This is a genomic window from Yoonia sp. (genome assembly GCF_017854565.1).
GTDB lineage: Bacteria > Pseudomonadota > Alphaproteobacteria > Rhodobacterales > Rhodobacteraceae > Yoonia.
Map to the genome: position 1 here is coordinate 32,096 of NZ_JAFMHJ010000014.1, position 16,028 is coordinate 48,123.

Below are 16,028 nucleotides of genomic sequence, written 5' to 3' on the forward strand. Positions count from 1 at the left end.
AATGATTTTCGCCAAGGAGTGACCTGATGGCAACCGTAGCAGTGACCGATGCAACCTTTGACGCCGAAGTGCGCCAGTCCGATATTCCCGTCGTCGTGGACTTCTGGGCGGAATGGTGTGGCCCATGCAAGCAGATCGGCCCCGCGTTGGAAGAGCTTTCCAACGAAATGGCAGGCAAGGTCAAGATCGTCAAAGTGAACGTCGACGAAAACCCCAATTCTCCTGCACAAATGGGCGTGCGCGGCATCCCTGCATTGTTCCTTTTCAAGAACGGTGAGGTCGTGTCGAACAAGGCCGGTGCGGCGCCGAAGGCCGCGCTTCAGGGTTGGATCGAAGCCTCGCTTTAACCTTCGCTTATGCTACTGTGATCGGGCGCCCCATGTGGCGCCCGTTTTCGTTTCAGACCGGCCAACCGTGACCGCGCAGCACATTGCGGATTTTCTGGGTGGCCTCGGGGCGGCCCGCATTGATCGACCGTTTTTGCAGGAACCAATGCAGATAGGCCGCGTAGTTCGGCGCGTGATCATCAACGGCAGCAAAGGCCGCAGCAACACCAATATCGCGCACATTCAGCGCGATATGGTGAAAGTCGACCGCCCCGAACAGGATCAGAGGCTTGCCAAAAAAGTAGCCCATGAACCCGACGCCAGAGTTTTGGGTAACAATATAGTCGCAGCCTTTCAAATACGTCTCCATCCCGCCGATGCGGACATAAAGGCGGCTATGCTGGGCAATCAGGTCGTCTAACGCGGCCTGTTCATCGGGGGTGTAATCCTCGGACGGGTGCAGGGTGACTATGATACGCCGATGGGGGTCATGGTCCAGTACGGCGCGGATCATGTCGATGGGGCTGCAATGTTGGAATGACCGCTGGGTCGTCAGCCGCCCTTGCAGCGGGATATAGACAAATCCGTCTTTTGTGGTCGCGCCGGGCGCGTCATCAAACAGACGGTTTTGCCAAAAGCGGTAGAAGTTCGCGGCCTTTACCGGGTTCTGGGCTGCGGGATCAAAGATATCGTGCGCCACCGGCCATTCCCAGCGTTTGCCCTGTTTTTCGATATGCCAGAACGGGAAAAGATAGGTCTTGCGAAACGTCAGGCCACGCGTGTTTGCGGGCGCTTGCATCAAGAACATGCCGTGGCCGGGCCGCATCGTCGCACGCAGGTGCGCCGCTGTGTCATCACCATCAAACGCGACATCCAAACCGGCATCCGCCAGAACCTCCACCATCTTTTTGATAAAGTTGTGGTTGCCCGCCTCTGCCTGTTTGCGCAGCTGGTCATGCAGATAAAAGGTGACGGTGTTTGCTTCGCTCATGGCGCGGACGCTAGCCGCGTCTGGCAGCGCGAACAAGCCGCCCGGGGTTGTTTGCCCGCTGGTTGCCCGCCATATATGCAGCAATGAACAGGAGCGGACGATGGCAAAAGAACAATTCCCCGGCTGGCATGGCACCACGATCATCGGTGTCCGCAAAGGCGGCAAGGTCGTGATCGCGGGCGACGGGCAGGTCAGTCTGGGCCAGACCGTGATCAAGGGCACCGCCCGCAAGGTGCGCCGCCTGTCGCCGGGTGGTCAGGACGTTGTTGCAGGGTTTGCCGGATCGACGGCGGACGCATTCACCCTGCTGGAACGGCTTGAGAAAAAGCTTGAGGCGACGCCGGGGCAGTTGGCCCGCGCATCCGTGGAATTGGCCAAGGATTGGCGCACCGACAAATACCTGCAAAAGCTTGAGGCGATGTTGATCGTCAGCGATGGAAAAGAGTTGTTGGTGATCACCGGTGCCGGCGACGTTCTGGAACCCGAACATGACATTGCCGCGATTGGCTCGGGTGGGAACTATGCGCTTGCTGCCGGGCGGGCGCTGATGACCACGGACCTGATGGCCGAGGATATCGCCCGCCGCGCCATGGCGATTGCGGCTGATATTTGCGTCTATACCAACGGCAATCTGACGGTTGAAACGATCGGCTAGGTGATCGGTGCCACGCCAAGGCCCACATTGAACCGCTCGCACCAGATCCAGACCTCGTTATAGTCGTCGGTGTTGATCCCTTCGGGCACGGTATAGCTGGATGCGCCGCGCCGTTTCTGCAATTCGCCCATCAGCGTGTCGGGATCGTAAACGCCATCCTTGCCCAGCGCGACCTTGGGGTCGGGCGCACGGTCAAGCTGGAAATCATCCAGCAGGTTCACTTGCCGCCCCACGATTTCGGCGGTGCCGACGGTGGTGTGGTCGCTGACCCCGCTAAAGTTGCCAAGGCGGCCATGCCCTCCCGCGAACGCGGGCAGGGCGGCGGTTGCCAAAGTGGCGGCGAGGAATGTGCGTCTGTCCATTGCGAAGCTCCTGGCTATTGGGTGCCTTGATCGTACCGACCCGCCGCTGCCACGCAATCGGCTGCACAGATTTGTGAACTGCTGCAATTTTTACCAAAAGCCCGGCAAGACCCTTGGACTTGCCCCGCACAGACCATAGGTTGCGGAAATGCAAAGGATGCAGATGATTGCACGTGATGATCTTCGGGCCGCCGTTGGCAGTGGCCTTTTGACGGAAAAGCAGGCGGCCGACTTGGTCAGCCTTGCCGATAGCCGTCGTGGCGCGCGCGAAAATCTGTTGCCGGGTGACGAGCCGTTCGAGCTGTTCAAAGGTTTCAACGAAATATTCATCGTGATTGGACTGATCATTCTGGCAACCGGGTGGGTCAGTGTCACAGCCCTGACGCTGGGCAATGACATCATCAATCTGCGGGGCTATGCCGTGTCGGTGACCGTGATGGCCGCAGGGATACTTTGGATGCTATCCGAGTATTTTGTGCGCAAACGGCGCATGATCGCCCCGGCTATTGCGCTTGCGGTGATGTTTGGGATCAACCCGATCATTGGTTTTCTGGCGCTGCTCGGTGAACCGTTCATGATCGTCCAGGGCGACTATTTCAGCGCGACGTTGCCAGTGCTTCTGACAACGCTGGTGCTGTTGATCTACTGGTGGCGGTTCCGGGTGCCCATTGCCATGGCGATGATTGCGATTGGCCTGTTTATTGCCGCGACTGTGCTTGCCGCCAGCCAAGGCGGCGAGGTGCGCGACATAAGTGACCTGTTTCTTCTGTCGGCTGGTGGGCCGTTCGCGTGGATCACCCTTGTGCTGGGCGTGCTGGTGTTTGCCGTCGCCATGGCCTTCGACATGAGCGACCCACACCGTGTCACCCGGCGGTCCGCCAATGGGTTCTGGCTGCATGTGGTTGCAGCGCCTGCGTTGGTCAACACCGTGGCGCTGTCGCTTTTGGATCAGGGCACGGCTGGGGCCAACATCGTCTTGCTGGGGTTTCTTGCGCTTTTTGCTGTCGTTGCCATCGTCATTGATCGCCGGTCATTTCTGATTGCCGCGATCGGCTATATCGTGACGCTTGCCGCGACAGTCCTGAATGGCGACGGCGCCGCGCTGACGGTCCTGTTTCTTGGCATCGCTTTACTTTTGCTGGGCGCGTTCTGGGAACGGATCCGCGCCCGTGTTTTGGGCCTTTTGCCGGGGATCGTTCCCCTGCACAGGCTTCCCCCTTCTCAAGTTTGAGGACTGACATGACAGACCTGACCCCCCGCGAAATCGTATCAGAGCTGGACCGGTTCATCATCGGCCAGAACGACGCAAAACGCGCCGTGGCCGTGGCCCTGCGCAACCGGTGGCGCCGTAAACAGCTGGGCGATGACCTGCGCGACGAGGTGTATCCAAAGAACATCCTGATGATCGGCCCCACGGGTGTTGGTAAAACCGAAATCAGCCGCCGTCTGGCAAAACTGGCCCGCGCGCCATTCATCAAAGTCGAAGCGACAAAGTTCACTGAGGTCGGTTATGTGGGCCGCGACGTGGAACAGATTATCCGCGATTTGGTGGATACCGCGATCCTTGATACCCGTGAACACATGCGCGAAGACGTCAAGGCTCGGGCCCGCGAAGCCGCCGAAGAGCGTGTTGTCACGGCGATTGCAGGCACCGATGCGCGCGAAAACACGCGCGACATGTTCCGCCGGAAACTTAAATCAGGCGAGCTGGACAATACCGTGATCGAACTGGAGTTGGCCGACACGTCCAACCCGCTGGGCGGTTTCGAAATTCCCGGACAGCCCGGCGGCATGGGCGGCATGATGAACATTGGCGAACTGTTCGGCAAAATGGGCGGTCGGACCGTCAAGAAAAAGATGACCGTCGCCGAAAGCTATGACGCGCTGGTCGCAGATGAGGCCGATAAGCTGCTGGACGATGAAACCGTGACCAAGGCCGCGCTGGAGGCGGTTGAACAGAACGGAATCGTGTTTCTGGATGAAATCGACAAGGTTTGCGCCCGGTCCGACGCCCGCGGTGCCGATGTGTCGCGCGAAGGCGTGCAGCGCGATTTGCTGCCGCTGATCGAAGGCACAACCGTTTCGACCAAACACGGCCCGATCAAGACCGACCACATCCTGTTTATCGCATCGGGCGCGTTCCACGTCGCGAAACCGTCCGACCTGCTGCCTGAATTGCAGGGCCGTCTGCCGATCCGGGTGGAACTACGCGCCCTGACCGAAGACGATTTCGTCCGCATCCTGACCGAAACGGACAACGCGCTGACGCTGCAATACTCTGCCCTGATGAAAACCGAGGACGTCACCGTGACCTTCACGCCAGACGGGATCAAGGCGCTGGCCAAAATCGCCGCAGAGGTGAACGAGGCCGTCGAAAACATCGGTGCCCGCCGGCTTTATACCGTGATGGAACGCGTGTTCGAGGACCTGTCGTTCAATGCGCCCGACCGTGGTGGCGATGAAATTGCCGTGGACGCCGATTTCGTCGAAAAGCATCTGGGGGCGCTGTCGCGATCCACTGACATCAGCCGGTATGTTCTGTAACCATGCTGCGGCTGCGCCGATATCCCGTCATTGCCGTGCTGGTCATCGCGGGCGCTTTTACGGTCATTCTGGCCTATGCGACACTGAACCTGTTTCAGACGTCGATGGCCAACATCCGGTTCCTGCGCGCATTCGGATGGGTCGCCGTGATGGAAGGAGGGCTGGTCCAACTGGCCGAAATCATGCTGTGCGCCATCGCGGCCATGCTCAGCTATATCGGGTTCAAGATTTGCGAAAGCGAACTGGTATATCGCTATCGCGCCTGGCAGGATCGGTGATTTAGGGCTTTCACATCGCGCACGCGCGGATCATCAACGGCTTATGACAGCCTTTGCCGCCTACGTCCGTTTCATCCGCGATAATGCGCCCTTCCTTGCGGTGGGGGCGCTGCTGACGTTTTTGTCCAGCTTTGGGCAGACCTTCTTTATCGCCATTTTTGGCGGTGACATTCGGGCGGCTTTTGGCCTGTCGAACGGCGATTGGGGCCTGATTTATATGATGGGCACCGGCGCATCGGCGGTTGCGATGTTGTTTGCGGGCGGGTTGGTGGACCGTTTCCGCGTCCGCGTCATCGGTGTGGCCATTGTGGCATTGCTGGCGCTGGCGTGCCTGTCAATGGCGTTCAACCCATATGCCGCAGCCCTGCCCATTGTCATCTTTGCCCTGCGGTTTCTGGGTCAGGGCATGGTCAGCCATGTGGCTATTGTCGCGATGGCGCGCTGGTTCATTGCCACCCGCGGGCGGGCGCTGGCCATTGCATCAGTGGGTTTCATGCTGGCCGAAGCAGCGATGCCGCTGACGTTTGTGTGGTTGAAAACCTATTTCACGTGGCAGCAACTGTGGGTCGGCTGCGCTGTGTTCGCGGTGCTGATGATGCCGGTCCTGTTCAGACTGCTCCGGCTTGAGCGCACGCCGCAATCCGTCACCACCCAAGACAGTGCCGCGGGCATGAACAACCAACACTGGACACGCGCGCAGGCGCTGCGGCATCCATTGTTTTGGGCGCTGGTGCCATCGGTGATGTTGTTTCCGGCTTTCGCGACCGCGTTTTGCTTTCATCAGGTGCATTTTGCGGACATCAAAGGCTGGGATCATCTAAGCCTTGTCGCGGTGTTTCCGCTTGGTACTGCCACATTCATGGTCTTCACCTTCGTCTACGGCTGGGCAATTGACCGGTTTGGCGCGGGGCGGCTTTTTCCGATCTATCTGCTGCCGCTCTGTCTGGCCTTTGCCCTGCATTGGTATGCGCCGACGGTGGCGTGGTCCGCGGCCGGGGTGATGCTGATGGGCATGGCCGGCGGTGGGCAGGCCACATTGCCAGCCGCCGTCTGGGCCGACTATTACGGAACCCGCCATATCGGGTCGATCAAATCGGCGGTCGCAGCTGCGATGGTCCTGGGCTCAGCGATTGGGCCGGGGCTTTCGGGGTGGCTGATTGATCAAGGCGTGGGGTTCGAACAGCAATTGCTGGCCTATGCCGCGACGTTCCTGTTTGCATCGCTGATCAGCATTATGCCCCTGCGCCGCGCCGCGCTGCAACTACCGGCGGCGGCGTAGATAGACGTAATACGCACCGTGCCCGCCATGTTTCAGATGCGCAGGGGTGATCTGCAAAACGGCCTGCGACAATGGCGGCAGCCCCAGCCATTGCGGCACCTGATGGCGCAGAACCCCATGGAGCATGGGGATCGGACCACCGTCGTCGCGGTCTTTGCCCTTGCCCGTGATCACCAACACCAACCGCCGACCCATGGATTGGGACCCCAGAATGAAGCCCACCAATTCGGGATGTGCCTCGGACATGGTCATGCCGTGCAGGTCGATACGGCCTTCCGGCACCAGCTTGCCGCGCTTCATCTTGCCAAATGACTTGTGATCCATCTGCACCGGCGCACGCGACAGCCGTTCACCAAGGCTGAGCAACAGATCATGCGGACGGTGCCCGCTGGTGGTTTGCCCAACCCGGAAATCAGGGACTGGCGCGCGTGGATCGGCTGGTTTTTTGGGCTTGACCAAAGGCGGCGCATGACGGGGTTTTTTGGGATCAAGCGGCGTTGCCCGCTCGGCGATGCGATCCCACAGCGCACGCTCTTCCGCAGAAAGATGCCGGGGGCGGCGCATTACGGCGTCACCCCGGTCAGCCGCGCGGCAACGGTGATTGGCAAAAGCACGACCATACGCCCGCCGTCGTTGATTGCACCCGCCGCAAGTCCGGCAGCGAGGCCTGTCCCAAAGAAAATATCCGCGCGCTGCGCCCCTTTGATCGCCGATCCGGTGTCCTGTGCGATCATCAACCTGTGCAGCGGGGCGCGGCCTGCCTTTTCGATCCAGACCGGCGCGCCCAGCGGTACAAATGCCGGATCAACGGCAATCGACCGGCCGGCTGTGATGGATCGGTTCATCGCCCCCAGCGGCCCCAGATGGGCAGGCACATCGCTGACTTCGCGAAAGAACACATAGCTTTGGTTTTCCCACAACAGCGCACGCCCTGTGGCACCGTTGCGATGCACCCAATCGCGGATCGTCGCGGCGGTGACCTGATCAGGCGCGAAAACGCCACGTTTTACCAACGCCTTTCCGACCGACGTATAATCCCGCCCGTTTTTGGCGCCAAAACCCACGCGCATCAGGTCACCATCCGGCAGACGGATACGGCCCGACCCCTGCACCTGTAAAAAGAACAAATCGACCGGATCAGCGAGCCACGCAAGTTCAAGATTGCGCCCGGCAAACGGCTGTTCGGTTTCAATCTCGCGGCGCGTGAAATACGGCGTTCCCGCAACCAGATCATCTGGCACCGCATAGATCGGATGCCGATAATCGCCGCCGCGCACGCGGGCACCGCGCAACTCCGGCTCGAAATATCCGGTGAACACCATCGGTCCGCCGTCTTGGATCAGGACAGGGCAAAAGCGGGTTTCGAAGAAATCGCGCGGGCCGGTATGCGCCATGTCCCGCAGCGCCACCCAGTCGGGCTGTTTCACATCGGCGCAGGTGGTGCGAAAAACATCAAAGGCGGCCTGATGATTATCGGCCGCCCATCCTGACAAATCGCCAAAGGATAATGATGTATATGTTGGTTCGCCCAACCCCGACACAGCCTAGCCGTCCGTGGCAACAAGCCGCCAGTTCGGATCACCTGCATCCATCTTACGCGCAAACGTCCATGTATCTTTCTGGCGCTTGATCTCAGTCGTGCTGCCTTCGATAATGTCACCGGCATTGTCGCGCACAACGGAAGTCAGCTCACTTTTAAAGCGTACCGATACTTCGCCTTCCTTGGTGACTTCGTCGAATGTCGCATCGGTCAGGGTCATATCGCTGATACCGATGAATTTCGCCTCCACGGTCAGGCCCTGTCGCTGGCGGTCATCAACGACAGTCGCGAACGCCTCGTACACATCTTTGGACATGAACGGGACGACAGTATCCAGATCACCCGTTTCAAACGCCATCAGGATCATTTCGTAGGCGCCACGTGCCCCGCCCAGAAATTCACCGACGTTAAACGACGGATCGACACGTTTCATCGCAGACAGCGCCTTGGCGGCGTCCGACCCGTCGGGAACATGGTCAGTGATATCAAGATCGGGACCGCCTTCAATCACGTCAAATTCCGGCTTGCGGCGACGGTCCTTATCTGGCCGTGTGATTGCAGGCTTTTCAAAACCTTCGCGCGTCCCAAGAACGCCACGCAGCCGCAGGATCAGGAAAACAGCGATGCCGGCAAGCACTAAAAGCTGGATAATCGGAGAGTTCATCGGGACCTCGTTCAGGGAAAGGCATGGAAACACGCCCAGTCCTTCCCTATGTAGGTGAGGGGTAGGGCCAAGTCCACCTTACCCCCAAAAAACAAGTACGAAAGGCGCCCATCATGTGGCTGTTGATTGCTTTTATCGCCGTTCCAATGATCGAAATCGCCCTGTTCATCCAGGTTGGCGGTTTTATCGGGGTCTGGTGGACACTTTTGATCGTGTTGCTCACGGCGATTGCAGGGTCCTATTTGGTGCGTGCGCAGGGCCTGCGCGAGTTGGGAAAACTACAACAGTCGTTTTCCGAGATGCGCGATCCAACCGAGCCGTTGGCGAATGGCGCGATGATATTGTTTGCGGGCGCGCTGCTGCTGACGCCCGGTTTCTTTACAGACATCGTTGGCCTGTCGCTGTTGATCCCCGCAGTCCGTCAGGCGGCGTTCGTCTGGGTGCGGTCACGGATCAAGGTGAAAACCTTTACGACCGCACAATCGCCGCGGCACGCGCCGGCAGACCACGTCATTGATGGCGATTTTGAGGATGTCACATCCGATAAAAAGCCAACCCATCGCCCATCGCGCTGGACACAGCATTGAGACTGGCGCGATAGGCTGCTAGGAACGCGCCAACTTTATTCAGATGGAGTACATTGCAATGTCAGATACCCCCGAAAACGGTGCGCAGCCCGCACAGCCAGCCCAAGTCACCAGCCGTGTTCTGGCGCAGTACATCCGCGACATGTCGTTCGAAAACATCCTTGCCCAAAAAGGTGTTTCGGGCGACGCACAGCCCGAAATTCAGGTGCAGGTGAACCTTGATGCGCGCAAGCGCAAGGTAGATGACCAATACGAAGTCATCACCAAGCTGAACATCACCAGCAAGACCAAGGAAAAGGGCGAGCCGCTGTTCGTGCTCGAGCTTGAATATGCCGGTGTTTTTCAGGTGCAGGGCGTACCCGAAGAGCAGATGCACCCATATCTGCTGATCGAATGTCCGCGCATCACGTTCCCATTCCTGCGCCGGATCGTCAGCGACGTCACCCGCGATGGTGGCTTCCCGGCGCTTAACCTCGAGACGATTGATTTTCTGGCACTGTATCGGTCCGAACTGGCACGCCGTGCCGAGGCCGAAAAAGCCAAAATCAACTAAGTCAGCTTTTTCCACACTGCGCCGTCGCCCAGACTGTCGATAAAGGCAGCATGGGCGGCGGCTTCTTGTTGGGAAAGCTTGGACAGCAGCGGCTGTGGCCGTGGTATGGCCCGCCAGTCTTCCGCCCCGCCGGTCGCTGATTTGGATCTGGTGTCTGCCGCAAGCGCAAAGTCCGGCTGACGGCCACCGATCAGCTCCAGATACACCTCTGCCAGAATTTCACTGTCAAGCAACGCGCCGTGCAGCGTCCGGGATGAATTGTCGATGCCAAACCGGCGGCACAATGCATCAAGCGATGCGGGCGATCCGGGGAAACGGCGCCGCGCGATGGCCAGCGTATCAAGCGCCTGATCCATCGGCAAAAGAGGGCGCCCAAGCCAGCCAAGTTCGGCATTCAGGAACTTCATGTCAAATGCGGCATTGTGAATCACCAGCCGGGCGTCACCGATGAAATCAACAAAAGCCTGTGCGATATCTTGGAAAATCGGTTGCTTGCGCAGAAATTCGTCGCCCAAACCGTGCACGGCAAACGCTTCCTGCGGCATAGATCGCTGTGGGTTGATGTATTGGTGATACGTGCGGCCCGTGGGCACATGGCGCATCAGTTCGATCGCGCCGATTTCGACGATACGGTCGCCTTCGTGCGGTTCAAATCCGGTGGTTTCGGTATCAAGAACGATTTCACGCATCTGTTTGCCCTTTCAGGTCTGCGATCAGGTCTTGCACGGCAGCACGGGTGCCGTCCAGCGTTCGCGTTTCAATCAAATAATCAGCACGGGCACGTTTTTCGGCATCGGGGGTTTGGCGCGACAGTATCGCGGCAAACTGCGCATCGGTCATGCCGGGGCGCGCCATGACCCGCAATTTCTGCAAATCCGGCGGCGCAGTGACAACCAGCACCGACGTCAGCCATTTGTCGGCACTGGTTTCAAAAAGCAGGGGAATATCAAAAACCAAAAGTGGATCGTCATGGGCCGCGATAAATGCACGGCGGCTGGCCGCCACCAACGGATGCACAATATATTCTATTTTGTGCAAAGTGGCAGGTTTATTGGCGATAATCTGTTTTAAAATGTCACGCGACACGGCATTGTCCACCACCGCCTGCGGCCAGACCGCACCGATCAACGCAACCGCCGCGCCGCCCGTGGCGTAAAGATCATGCACGGTGGCGTCGGCGTCCCAGACCGGCACGCCCGCGTCACGAAACATCTGGGCCGTTGTCGATTTGCCCATCCCGATAGATCCCGTCAGGCCCAAAAGATGGGTCATGCAAGCACGGCCCGGCGGGTGTCTTCGTCAACTTCGGGACGTTTTCCGAACCAGCGTTCAAAGCCCGGCACGCCTTGGTGCAGCAACATGCCAAGACCATCAACCGTGATACACCCTGCGGCTTCTGCGGCATCCAGAAATTTGGTGCGCAGGGGGTTATAGACAATATCCGTCACAACGGTGCCCGGGCGCAGCGCGTCCAACGGCACCTTGAAGTCCTGTGCGCCTGTCATACCCAATGACGTGGTATTGACGACCATCGCTGCGTCTTTGAGCATTGCGCCCGCATGGACCCAGTCAACGACACGAATGCGGGCACCAAATTCAGCTTTGAGCGCGTCAGCTTTGACGCGGGTGCGGTTGGACAGGATAATTTCGGGAACGCCCGCATCCGCCAAAGCGACAATGATCGCGCGCGCGGCACCACCTGCACCCAGAATTGCGGCCGGCCCGGCCATCGGGTCCCAGTCAGGGGCGCCCTGTCTGAGATTAGCCATAAAGCCGTAGCCATCTGTATTATCGGCGAAAATTCCACCATCTTTTTTGAAGATCAGCGTGTTGGCGGCACCAATCAAGGTGGCGCGGTCCGTGACGTGATCCGCAAACTGCATCACGCTGACCTTGTGCGGCAAAGTCACGTTTGCGCCTACAAATCCCTGATCCGGCAGCGACCGGAGGGTTTTGGCAAGATCGTCCTTTGTGACCTGCAGGGCGATATATTCACCGGGCAAATCGTAACGCTTGAGCCAATAACTGTGCAGTTTTGGCGAAAGGGAATGGCTGATCGGATTGCCGATCACAACGGCGCGTGGAATCTGTGTCATTCGCGCAGTGTTCCGCGAAGTGTGAGATATGACAACAGTTCGAGAAGCGGCAGGCCCAGAACGTTGAAATAATCTCCTTCGATGCGTGTAAAAAGTCGCACTCCTTCTTCCTCCAATTTATATGCACCGACCGCATGGCGGATGCTGTCCCAGTTGCGGGCCACATAATCGGCCAAATATGCATCCGACGCATCACGCATATGCAGACGCACCGTGCCAACATGACGCCACAGCGGTTTGCCATCGCCATAGATCACGGCAGCCGACAGAAGCTGATGGGTTTGACCACGCAGCAATTTCAACTGTTCCAGCGCATCTTCGGGGGTTTCGGGTTTGCCCAGGATATCGCGGCCATGCGCAAGGATCTGGTCGCAACCAATGACCAGCGCATCGGGGTGTTTGGCGGCGACACGTTGGGCTTTCATTTCGGCCAGCGCGTCGGCAATATCGCGGGGGCTGGCGGCTTCGGCCTGAAGCGACCTGCGGATCGCGTCCTCGTCGATGCGGGCGACGTGAACCGCAAAATCAACGCCGGCACGGCGCAGCAAAGTAGCGCGAATGTCGGAACCTGAAGCAAGGATAAGCGGCTGTATCATGTGGATAACCTTTGGGAAAAACTATGTGCCAGTCTGCGGAGACTTTGTGCAGAACTACGGTTCTTGGGCCTGCTTGTGAAGAACTTCAAACTTATGCGGGTCGTCGTTAAGGTTTTTCCACCGTGGGAAAGCATAAGTCGGGCCTGTGGAGGAATCGTCCCGAAGGGCAGAGTCAAGTATGCCACATTGCGTCCTCTGATAAAAAATTGTCACCTTAAGCCACTGAAATATAATACATATATAGCCTGACATCGCGGTGGGGATTGTTTTATTTTTCGGCCACTTGCGGTGGATAAGTCTGCGGATGAAAAATGAAGCCACAGAAAATGGACATACTAACAACAACAACATCTTTTCTTTTTCTTTATAATTATTAAGAAAGAGAGACCCAACCAAGGCGTCCCGATGACAGAACTGTTCAATGATATTTACCCGTGGATCAAGGCTGTCCATATTATGGCGGTGATCGCCTGGATGGCAGGGTTGTTCTATCTGCCCCGGTTGTTTGTGTACCATGTGGAACGGGCAGCGGTTGGATCTGAGATGGATCAGACCTTTCAGATTATGGAAGCAAAATTACTGCGGGTGATCATGAACCCGGCGATGATTGTCGCATGGATTGCCGGGCTGATCATGATTGCCCTTGGCGCGTTTGACTGGGGGTCGGCGTGGGCGTGGGTCAAAATCGTTTCGGCTGTTTTAATGACGGCAGCGCATGTCTGGATGGGGGCACGACGCAAAGAATTCGCGGTGGGGGCAAACACGCGCTCTGGGCGTAGCTACAGGCTGTTTAATGAGGTGCCGACGGTGCTGATGCTGTTGATCGTCATTGCGGTCGTTGTGCGGCCATTTTGAGCGAACGTTGACTAAGCGGAGGTTGGGGCCTATGTATGCTTTCGCTACCCGTCCGGGATGGCATTTTTCCTGCCTGACTATGAAATGACAGCTTTGATGCTGCGAACGGATTTTATTCATGTCCCAACACCGTCTGAACCTTGCCGACCTGAAGGCACAAAGCCCCAAGGAACTGTTATCGCTGGCTGAAGAGCTGGAGGTCGAGAACGCATCGACCATGCGAAAAGGCGATATCATGTTCGCCATTCTCAAAGAGCGTGCAGATGAGGAATGGGTGATCGGCGGCGATGGTGTGCTGGAAGTGCTGCTGGACGGTTTTGGCTTTCTACGGTCGCCGGAGGCAAATTATTTGCCCGGACCTGATGATATCTACGTATCGCCCGAAATGATCCGGCAATATTCGATGCGGACCGGTGATACGGTTGAAGGCGTGATGAAGGAACCAAACGATACCGAACGCTATTTTGCGCTGACGTCTGTTGAGCAGATAAACTTCGAAGATCCTGAAAAGGCCAAGCATAAGGTCGCGTTTGAAAACCTGACCCCGCTGTACCCGGATGAGCGGTTGACGATGGAGGTCGATGATCCGACGATCAAAGACAAATCCGCGCGGATCATCGACCTGATATCCCCGATTGGTAAGGGCCAACGTTCGTTGATCGTCGCGCCGCCGCGGACTGGTAAGACGGTCCTGCTGCAGAATATTGCGAACTCAATCGAAAAGAACCATCCGGAATGTTACCTGATCGTCCTGCTGATTGACGAACGTCCGGAAGAAGTGACGGATATGCAGCGGTCCGTGAAGGGCGAAGTTGTTTCATCCACGTTCGATGAACCGGCGACGCGTCACGTTGCGGTATCGGAGATGGTGATCGAAAAGGCCAAGCGGCTGGTGGAACACAAGCGCGATGTTGTGATCTTGTTGGATTCTATTACTCGTCTGGGGCGCGCGTTTAACACAACAGTGCCATCGTCTGGCAAGGTTCTGACCGGTGGTGTGGATGCCAACGCGCTACAGCGGCCCAAGCGTTTCTTTGGTGCGGCACGCAACATCGAAGAGGGTGGTTCGCTGACGATTATTGCGACAGCGCTGATTGATACCGGCTCGCGGATGGACGAGGTGATCTTCGAAGAATTCAAGGGCACGGGTAACAGCGAAATTGTGCTGGATCGCAAAGTGGCTGACAAGCGCGTGTTCCCTGCAATGGACATACTGAAATCCGGAACCCGCAAAGAAGAGCTGTTGGTGGATAAGTCGGACCTGGCAAAAACCTATGTGCTACGGCGGATTTTGAACCCAATGGGGACGACGGATGCGGTCGAATTCCTGATTGGAAAGCTGAAGCAGACCAAGACAAACGCGGACTTCTTTGATTCAATGAACACGTAACTTATTGTTATTAAACAATGGGTTGACCTGATGGATACGATTTTTGCCTTAGCGACAGCACAGGGTCGGGCGGGTGTCGCAGTCGTGCGCCTGTCCGGACCGGACGCTGTATCGGCATCGGCACGGCTGATGCGGAATGTGCCTGTGGTCCGTGGCCTGCGGCGCTTGACCGATGCTGACGGTCACCTTCTTGATGAGGCGTTGGTTTTGCATTTTCCGGCAGGAAAAAGCTTTACCGGGGAGCAGGTGGTTGAATTGCATCTGCATGGAAGCCCCGCAGTTGTCGCAGCCGTCTTGCGTGTGCTTGGCGACGATCCTGCGCTGCGGCCTGCCGAGGCGGGTGAATTCACGCGGCGCGGTTTGGAGAATGGCACGCTTGATCTGGCCCAGGTTGAAGGTCTTGCAGATCTTATCGACGCGGAAACTGAGGGTCAGCGGAAACAGGCGATCCGTGTGTTTTCAGGCGCGTTGGGGCAGATGGCCGAGGCGTGGCGATCAGATTTGATCAGGGCGGCGGCGTTGCTGGAGGCGACGATTGACTTTGCTGATGAGGAAGTTCCGGTAAACGTGACGCCCGAGGTCTTGGGTTTACTGGGTCATGTCAGGGATGAGATGCGCCGCGAATCGGCAGGCGTTCGGATCGCAGAGCGGGTCCGTGATGGGTTTGAAGTGGCGATTATTGGCGCACCGAACGTCGGAAAATCGACGCTGTTGAACCGACTGGCAGGCCGTGAAGTTGCTATCACGTCGGCGATCGCTGGAACCACACGTGATGTGATCGAGGTGCGCTTGGATCTGGATGGTCTGCCCGTGACCTTGCTGGATACTGCGGGTCTGCGCGAGACGGATGATGTCGTCGAAATTATCGGGGTGCAACGGGCCCGCGAAAGGGCAGGACAGGCCGATATCCGCGTTTATATGATGTTACCCGGGGATGTATTGCCACGTGATGTAGGCGACCTAGACATTATTGTGCGGGCAAAAGGGGATATTTCGGAGGGTGTCGGTTTGGCCGTGTCGGGCAAAACCGGAGCCGGAATAGACGCGCTGATTGATCAGATATCGGGTATATTGAAAGTACGCGTCGCGAGCGTTGGCATTGCGATGCGGGAGCGGCACAGGCTCGCCATGGTGCGGGCTGTGGCTTATCTTGACGCCGCTGAGCTGGCCTTGCATGATGAAAACGGCATGACGGACCTGATAGCAGAGGAGCTGCGCTCAGCCATTCGCGCGGTGGATAGCCTTGTTGGGCGTGTTGATGTAGAACATATTCTTGATGAGATTTTTGCCAGCTTTTGCATCGGCAAATAGG

At 57.8% G+C, this 16,028-nt stretch carries 20 protein-coding genes; 11 read left to right on the forward strand and 9 right to left on the reverse strand.

All coding sequences use genetic code 11. The features are described 5' to 3' along the window. Positions 1-26 precede the first annotated feature (26 nt). Positions 27-347, forward strand: coding sequence for a thioredoxin (gene trxA / locus QZ196_RS07925; protein WP_296425276.1), 321 nt, complete (start codon positions 27-29; stop codon positions 345-347). A gap of 52 nt (positions 348-399) precedes the next feature. Here trxA and QZ196_RS07930 read toward each other — a convergent pair whose 3' ends face one another. Beyond that, on the reverse strand, positions 400-1,317 hold the full coding sequence (locus QZ196_RS07930; RefSeq protein WP_296425277.1) for a hypothetical protein: 918 nt from the start codon (positions 1,315-1,317) through the stop codon (positions 400-402). A 100-nt stretch (positions 1,318-1,417) separates the two neighbouring features. Here QZ196_RS07930 and hslV point away from each other — a divergent pair, with 100 nt between their 5' ends. Beyond that, on the forward strand, positions 1,418-1,972 hold the full coding sequence (hslV, locus tag QZ196_RS07935) for an ATP-dependent protease subunit HslV (protein ID WP_296425278.1): 555 nt from the start codon (positions 1,418-1,420) through the stop codon (positions 1,970-1,972). Here hslV and QZ196_RS07940 read toward each other — a convergent pair. Continuing rightward, positions 1,969-2,334 (reverse strand): DM13 domain-containing protein, encoded by a 366-nt coding sequence (locus QZ196_RS07940; RefSeq protein WP_296425279.1) that lies wholly within the window; start codon positions 2,332-2,334, stop codon positions 1,969-1,971. The genes hslV and QZ196_RS07940 overlap by 4 nt on opposite strands. Positions 2,335-2,497: 163 nt before the next feature. Here QZ196_RS07940 and QZ196_RS07945 point away from each other — a divergent pair, with 163 nt between their 5' ends. The 4 genes from QZ196_RS07945 to QZ196_RS07960 are packed head-to-tail and all read left to right on the forward strand — an operon-like array spanning position 2,498 to position 6,435. Further along, positions 2,498-3,565, forward strand: a complete 1,068-nt coding sequence (locus QZ196_RS07945) for a hypothetical protein (protein WP_296425280.1) — start codon at positions 2,498-2,500, stop codon at positions 3,563-3,565. A gap of 8 nt (positions 3,566-3,573) precedes the next feature. Continuing rightward, on the forward strand, positions 3,574-4,878 hold the full coding sequence (gene hslU / locus QZ196_RS07950; RefSeq protein WP_296425281.1) for an ATP-dependent protease ATPase subunit HslU: 1,305 nt from the start codon (positions 3,574-3,576) through the stop codon (positions 4,876-4,878). A 2-nt stretch (positions 4,879-4,880) separates the two neighbouring features. Then, positions 4,881-5,156: a hypothetical protein gene (locus tag QZ196_RS07955; protein WP_296425282.1), complete on the forward strand. Its 276-nt coding sequence runs from the start codon at positions 4,881-4,883 to the stop codon at positions 5,154-5,156. A gap of 43 nt (positions 5,157-5,199) precedes the next feature. Continuing rightward, positions 5,200-6,435, forward strand: a complete 1,236-nt coding sequence (locus QZ196_RS07960; RefSeq protein WP_296425283.1) for an MFS transporter — start codon at positions 5,200-5,202, stop codon at positions 6,433-6,435. Here QZ196_RS07960 and QZ196_RS07965 read toward each other — a convergent pair. The 3 genes from QZ196_RS07965 to QZ196_RS07975 are packed head-to-tail and all read right to left on the reverse strand — an operon-like array spanning position 6,418 to position 8,639. After that, positions 6,418-6,999 carry a Smr/MutS family protein gene (locus tag QZ196_RS07965; RefSeq protein WP_296425284.1) on the reverse strand — a complete coding sequence of 194 codons (582 nt, stop codon included), beginning with the start codon at positions 6,997-6,999 and terminating at the stop codon, positions 6,418-6,420. The genes QZ196_RS07960 and QZ196_RS07965 overlap by 18 nt on opposite strands. Continuing rightward, positions 6,999-7,928 carry a murein transglycosylase A gene (locus tag QZ196_RS07970; RefSeq protein WP_366510962.1) on the reverse strand — a complete coding sequence of 310 codons (930 nt, stop codon included), beginning with the start codon at positions 7,926-7,928 and terminating at the stop codon, positions 6,999-7,001. Before QZ196_RS07970 ends, QZ196_RS07965 begins: the two co-directional genes overlap by 1 nt. A 51-nt stretch (positions 7,929-7,979) precedes the next feature. Further along, on the reverse strand, positions 7,980-8,639 hold the full coding sequence (locus tag QZ196_RS07975; RefSeq protein ID WP_296425344.1) for a Tim44/TimA family putative adaptor protein: 660 nt from the start codon (positions 8,637-8,639) through the stop codon (positions 7,980-7,982). A gap of 113 nt (positions 8,640-8,752) precedes the next feature. On the opposite strand from QZ196_RS07975, the gene QZ196_RS07980 reads away from it, so the two are divergent. Both QZ196_RS07980 and secB read left to right on the forward strand, forming a co-directional pair. After that, complete coding sequence (locus QZ196_RS07980) at positions 8,753-9,226, forward strand: FxsA family protein (protein ID WP_296425288.1); 474 nt, start codon at positions 8,753-8,755, stop codon at positions 9,224-9,226. A gap of 58 nt (positions 9,227-9,284) precedes the next feature. After that, positions 9,285-9,779 (forward strand): protein-export chaperone SecB, encoded by a 495-nt coding sequence (gene secB / locus QZ196_RS07985; protein ID WP_296425290.1) that lies wholly within the window; start codon positions 9,285-9,287, stop codon positions 9,777-9,779. Here secB and dnaQ read toward each other — a convergent pair. The 4 genes from dnaQ to QZ196_RS08005 are packed head-to-tail and all read right to left on the reverse strand — an operon-like array spanning position 9,776 to position 12,471. Next, positions 9,776-10,468, reverse strand: a complete 693-nt coding sequence (gene dnaQ, locus QZ196_RS07990; RefSeq protein WP_296425292.1) for a DNA polymerase III subunit epsilon — start codon at positions 10,466-10,468, stop codon at positions 9,776-9,778. The genes secB and dnaQ overlap by 4 nt on opposite strands. After that, positions 10,461-11,051, reverse strand: a complete 591-nt coding sequence (coaE, locus tag QZ196_RS07995; RefSeq protein WP_296425294.1) for a dephospho-CoA kinase — start codon at positions 11,049-11,051, stop codon at positions 10,461-10,463. The genes dnaQ and coaE overlap by 8 nt, the downstream gene beginning before the upstream one ends. Next, complete coding sequence (locus QZ196_RS08000) at positions 11,048-11,875, reverse strand: shikimate dehydrogenase (protein WP_296425296.1); 828 nt, start codon at positions 11,873-11,875, stop codon at positions 11,048-11,050. Before QZ196_RS08000 ends, coaE begins: the two co-directional genes overlap by 4 nt. Continuing rightward, the gene (locus QZ196_RS08005; RefSeq protein ID WP_296425298.1) at positions 11,872-12,471 is read right to left on the reverse strand and encodes a nucleoside triphosphate pyrophosphatase; all 600 of its coding nucleotides are present in this window, start codon (positions 12,469-12,471) and stop codon (positions 11,872-11,874) included. Before QZ196_RS08005 ends, QZ196_RS08000 begins: the two co-directional genes overlap by 4 nt. Before the next feature lie 405 nt (positions 12,472-12,876). Here QZ196_RS08005 and hemJ point away from each other — a divergent pair, with 405 nt between their 5' ends. The 3 genes from hemJ (at position 12,877) to mnmE (ending at position 16,027) form a co-directional block, all read left to right on the forward strand. Next, positions 12,877-13,326, forward strand: a complete 450-nt coding sequence (gene hemJ, locus QZ196_RS08010; protein WP_296425300.1) for a protoporphyrinogen oxidase HemJ — start codon at positions 12,877-12,879, stop codon at positions 13,324-13,326. 118 nt (positions 13,327-13,444) lie between these two features. Next, entirely contained in the window at positions 13,445-14,716 is a 1,272-nt protein-coding gene (gene rho, locus QZ196_RS08015; RefSeq protein ID WP_296425302.1) for a transcription termination factor Rho, read from the forward strand. A 30-nt stretch (positions 14,717-14,746) separates the two neighbouring features. Beyond that, positions 14,747-16,027, forward strand: coding sequence for a tRNA uridine-5-carboxymethylaminomethyl(34) synthesis GTPase MnmE (gene mnmE, locus QZ196_RS08020; protein WP_296425303.1), 1,281 nt, complete (start codon positions 14,747-14,749; stop codon positions 16,025-16,027). Position 16,028: the final 1 nt, after the last annotated feature.

Coding starts and splice junctions, on each gene's coding strand:
- trxA (WP_296425276.1), top strand. CDS start 27: ATGGCAACCGTAGCAGTGACCGATGCAACCTTTGACGCCGAAGTGCGC.
- QZ196_RS07930 (WP_296425277.1), bottom strand. CDS start 1,317: ATGAGCGAAGCAAACACCGTCACCTTTTATCTGCATGACCAGCTGCGC.
- hslV (WP_296425278.1), top strand. CDS start 1,418: ATGGCAAAAGAACAATTCCCCGGCTGGCATGGCACCACGATCATCGGT.
- QZ196_RS07940 (WP_296425279.1), bottom strand. CDS start 2,334: ATGGACAGACGCACATTCCTCGCCGCCACTTTGGCAACCGCCGCCCTG.
- QZ196_RS07945 (WP_296425280.1), top strand. CDS start 2,498: ATGATTGCACGTGATGATCTTCGGGCCGCCGTTGGCAGTGGCCTTTTG.
- hslU (WP_296425281.1), top strand. CDS start 3,574: ATGACAGACCTGACCCCCCGCGAAATCGTATCAGAGCTGGACCGGTTC.
- QZ196_RS07955 (WP_296425282.1), top strand. CDS start 4,881: ATGCTGCGGCTGCGCCGATATCCCGTCATTGCCGTGCTGGTCATCGCG.
- QZ196_RS07960 (WP_296425283.1), top strand. CDS start 5,200: ATGACAGCCTTTGCCGCCTACGTCCGTTTCATCCGCGATAATGCGCCC.
- QZ196_RS07965 (WP_296425284.1), bottom strand. CDS start 6,999: ATGCGCCGCCCCCGGCATCTTTCTGCGGAAGAGCGTGCGCTGTGGGAT.
- QZ196_RS07975 (WP_296425344.1), bottom strand. CDS start 8,639: ATGAACTCTCCGATTATCCAGCTTTTAGTGCTTGCCGGCATCGCTGTT.
- QZ196_RS07980 (WP_296425288.1), top strand. CDS start 8,753: ATGTGGCTGTTGATTGCTTTTATCGCCGTTCCAATGATCGAAATCGCC.
- secB (WP_296425290.1), top strand. CDS start 9,285: ATGTCAGATACCCCCGAAAACGGTGCGCAGCCCGCACAGCCAGCCCAA.
- dnaQ (WP_296425292.1), bottom strand. CDS start 10,468: ATGCGTGAAATCGTTCTTGATACCGAAACCACCGGATTTGAACCGCAC.
- coaE (WP_296425294.1), bottom strand. CDS start 11,051: ATGACCCATCTTTTGGGCCTGACGGGATCTATCGGGATGGGCAAATCG.
- QZ196_RS08000 (WP_296425296.1), bottom strand. CDS start 11,875: ATGACACAGATTCCACGCGCCGTTGTGATCGGCAATCCGATCAGCCAT.
- QZ196_RS08005 (WP_296425298.1), bottom strand. CDS start 12,471: ATGATACAGCCGCTTATCCTTGCTTCAGGTTCCGACATTCGCGCTACT.
- hemJ (WP_296425300.1), top strand. CDS start 12,877: ATGACAGAACTGTTCAATGATATTTACCCGTGGATCAAGGCTGTCCAT.
- rho (WP_296425302.1), top strand. CDS start 13,445: ATGTCCCAACACCGTCTGAACCTTGCCGACCTGAAGGCACAAAGCCCC.
- mnmE (WP_296425303.1), top strand. CDS start 14,747: ATGGATACGATTTTTGCCTTAGCGACAGCACAGGGTCGGGCGGGTGTC.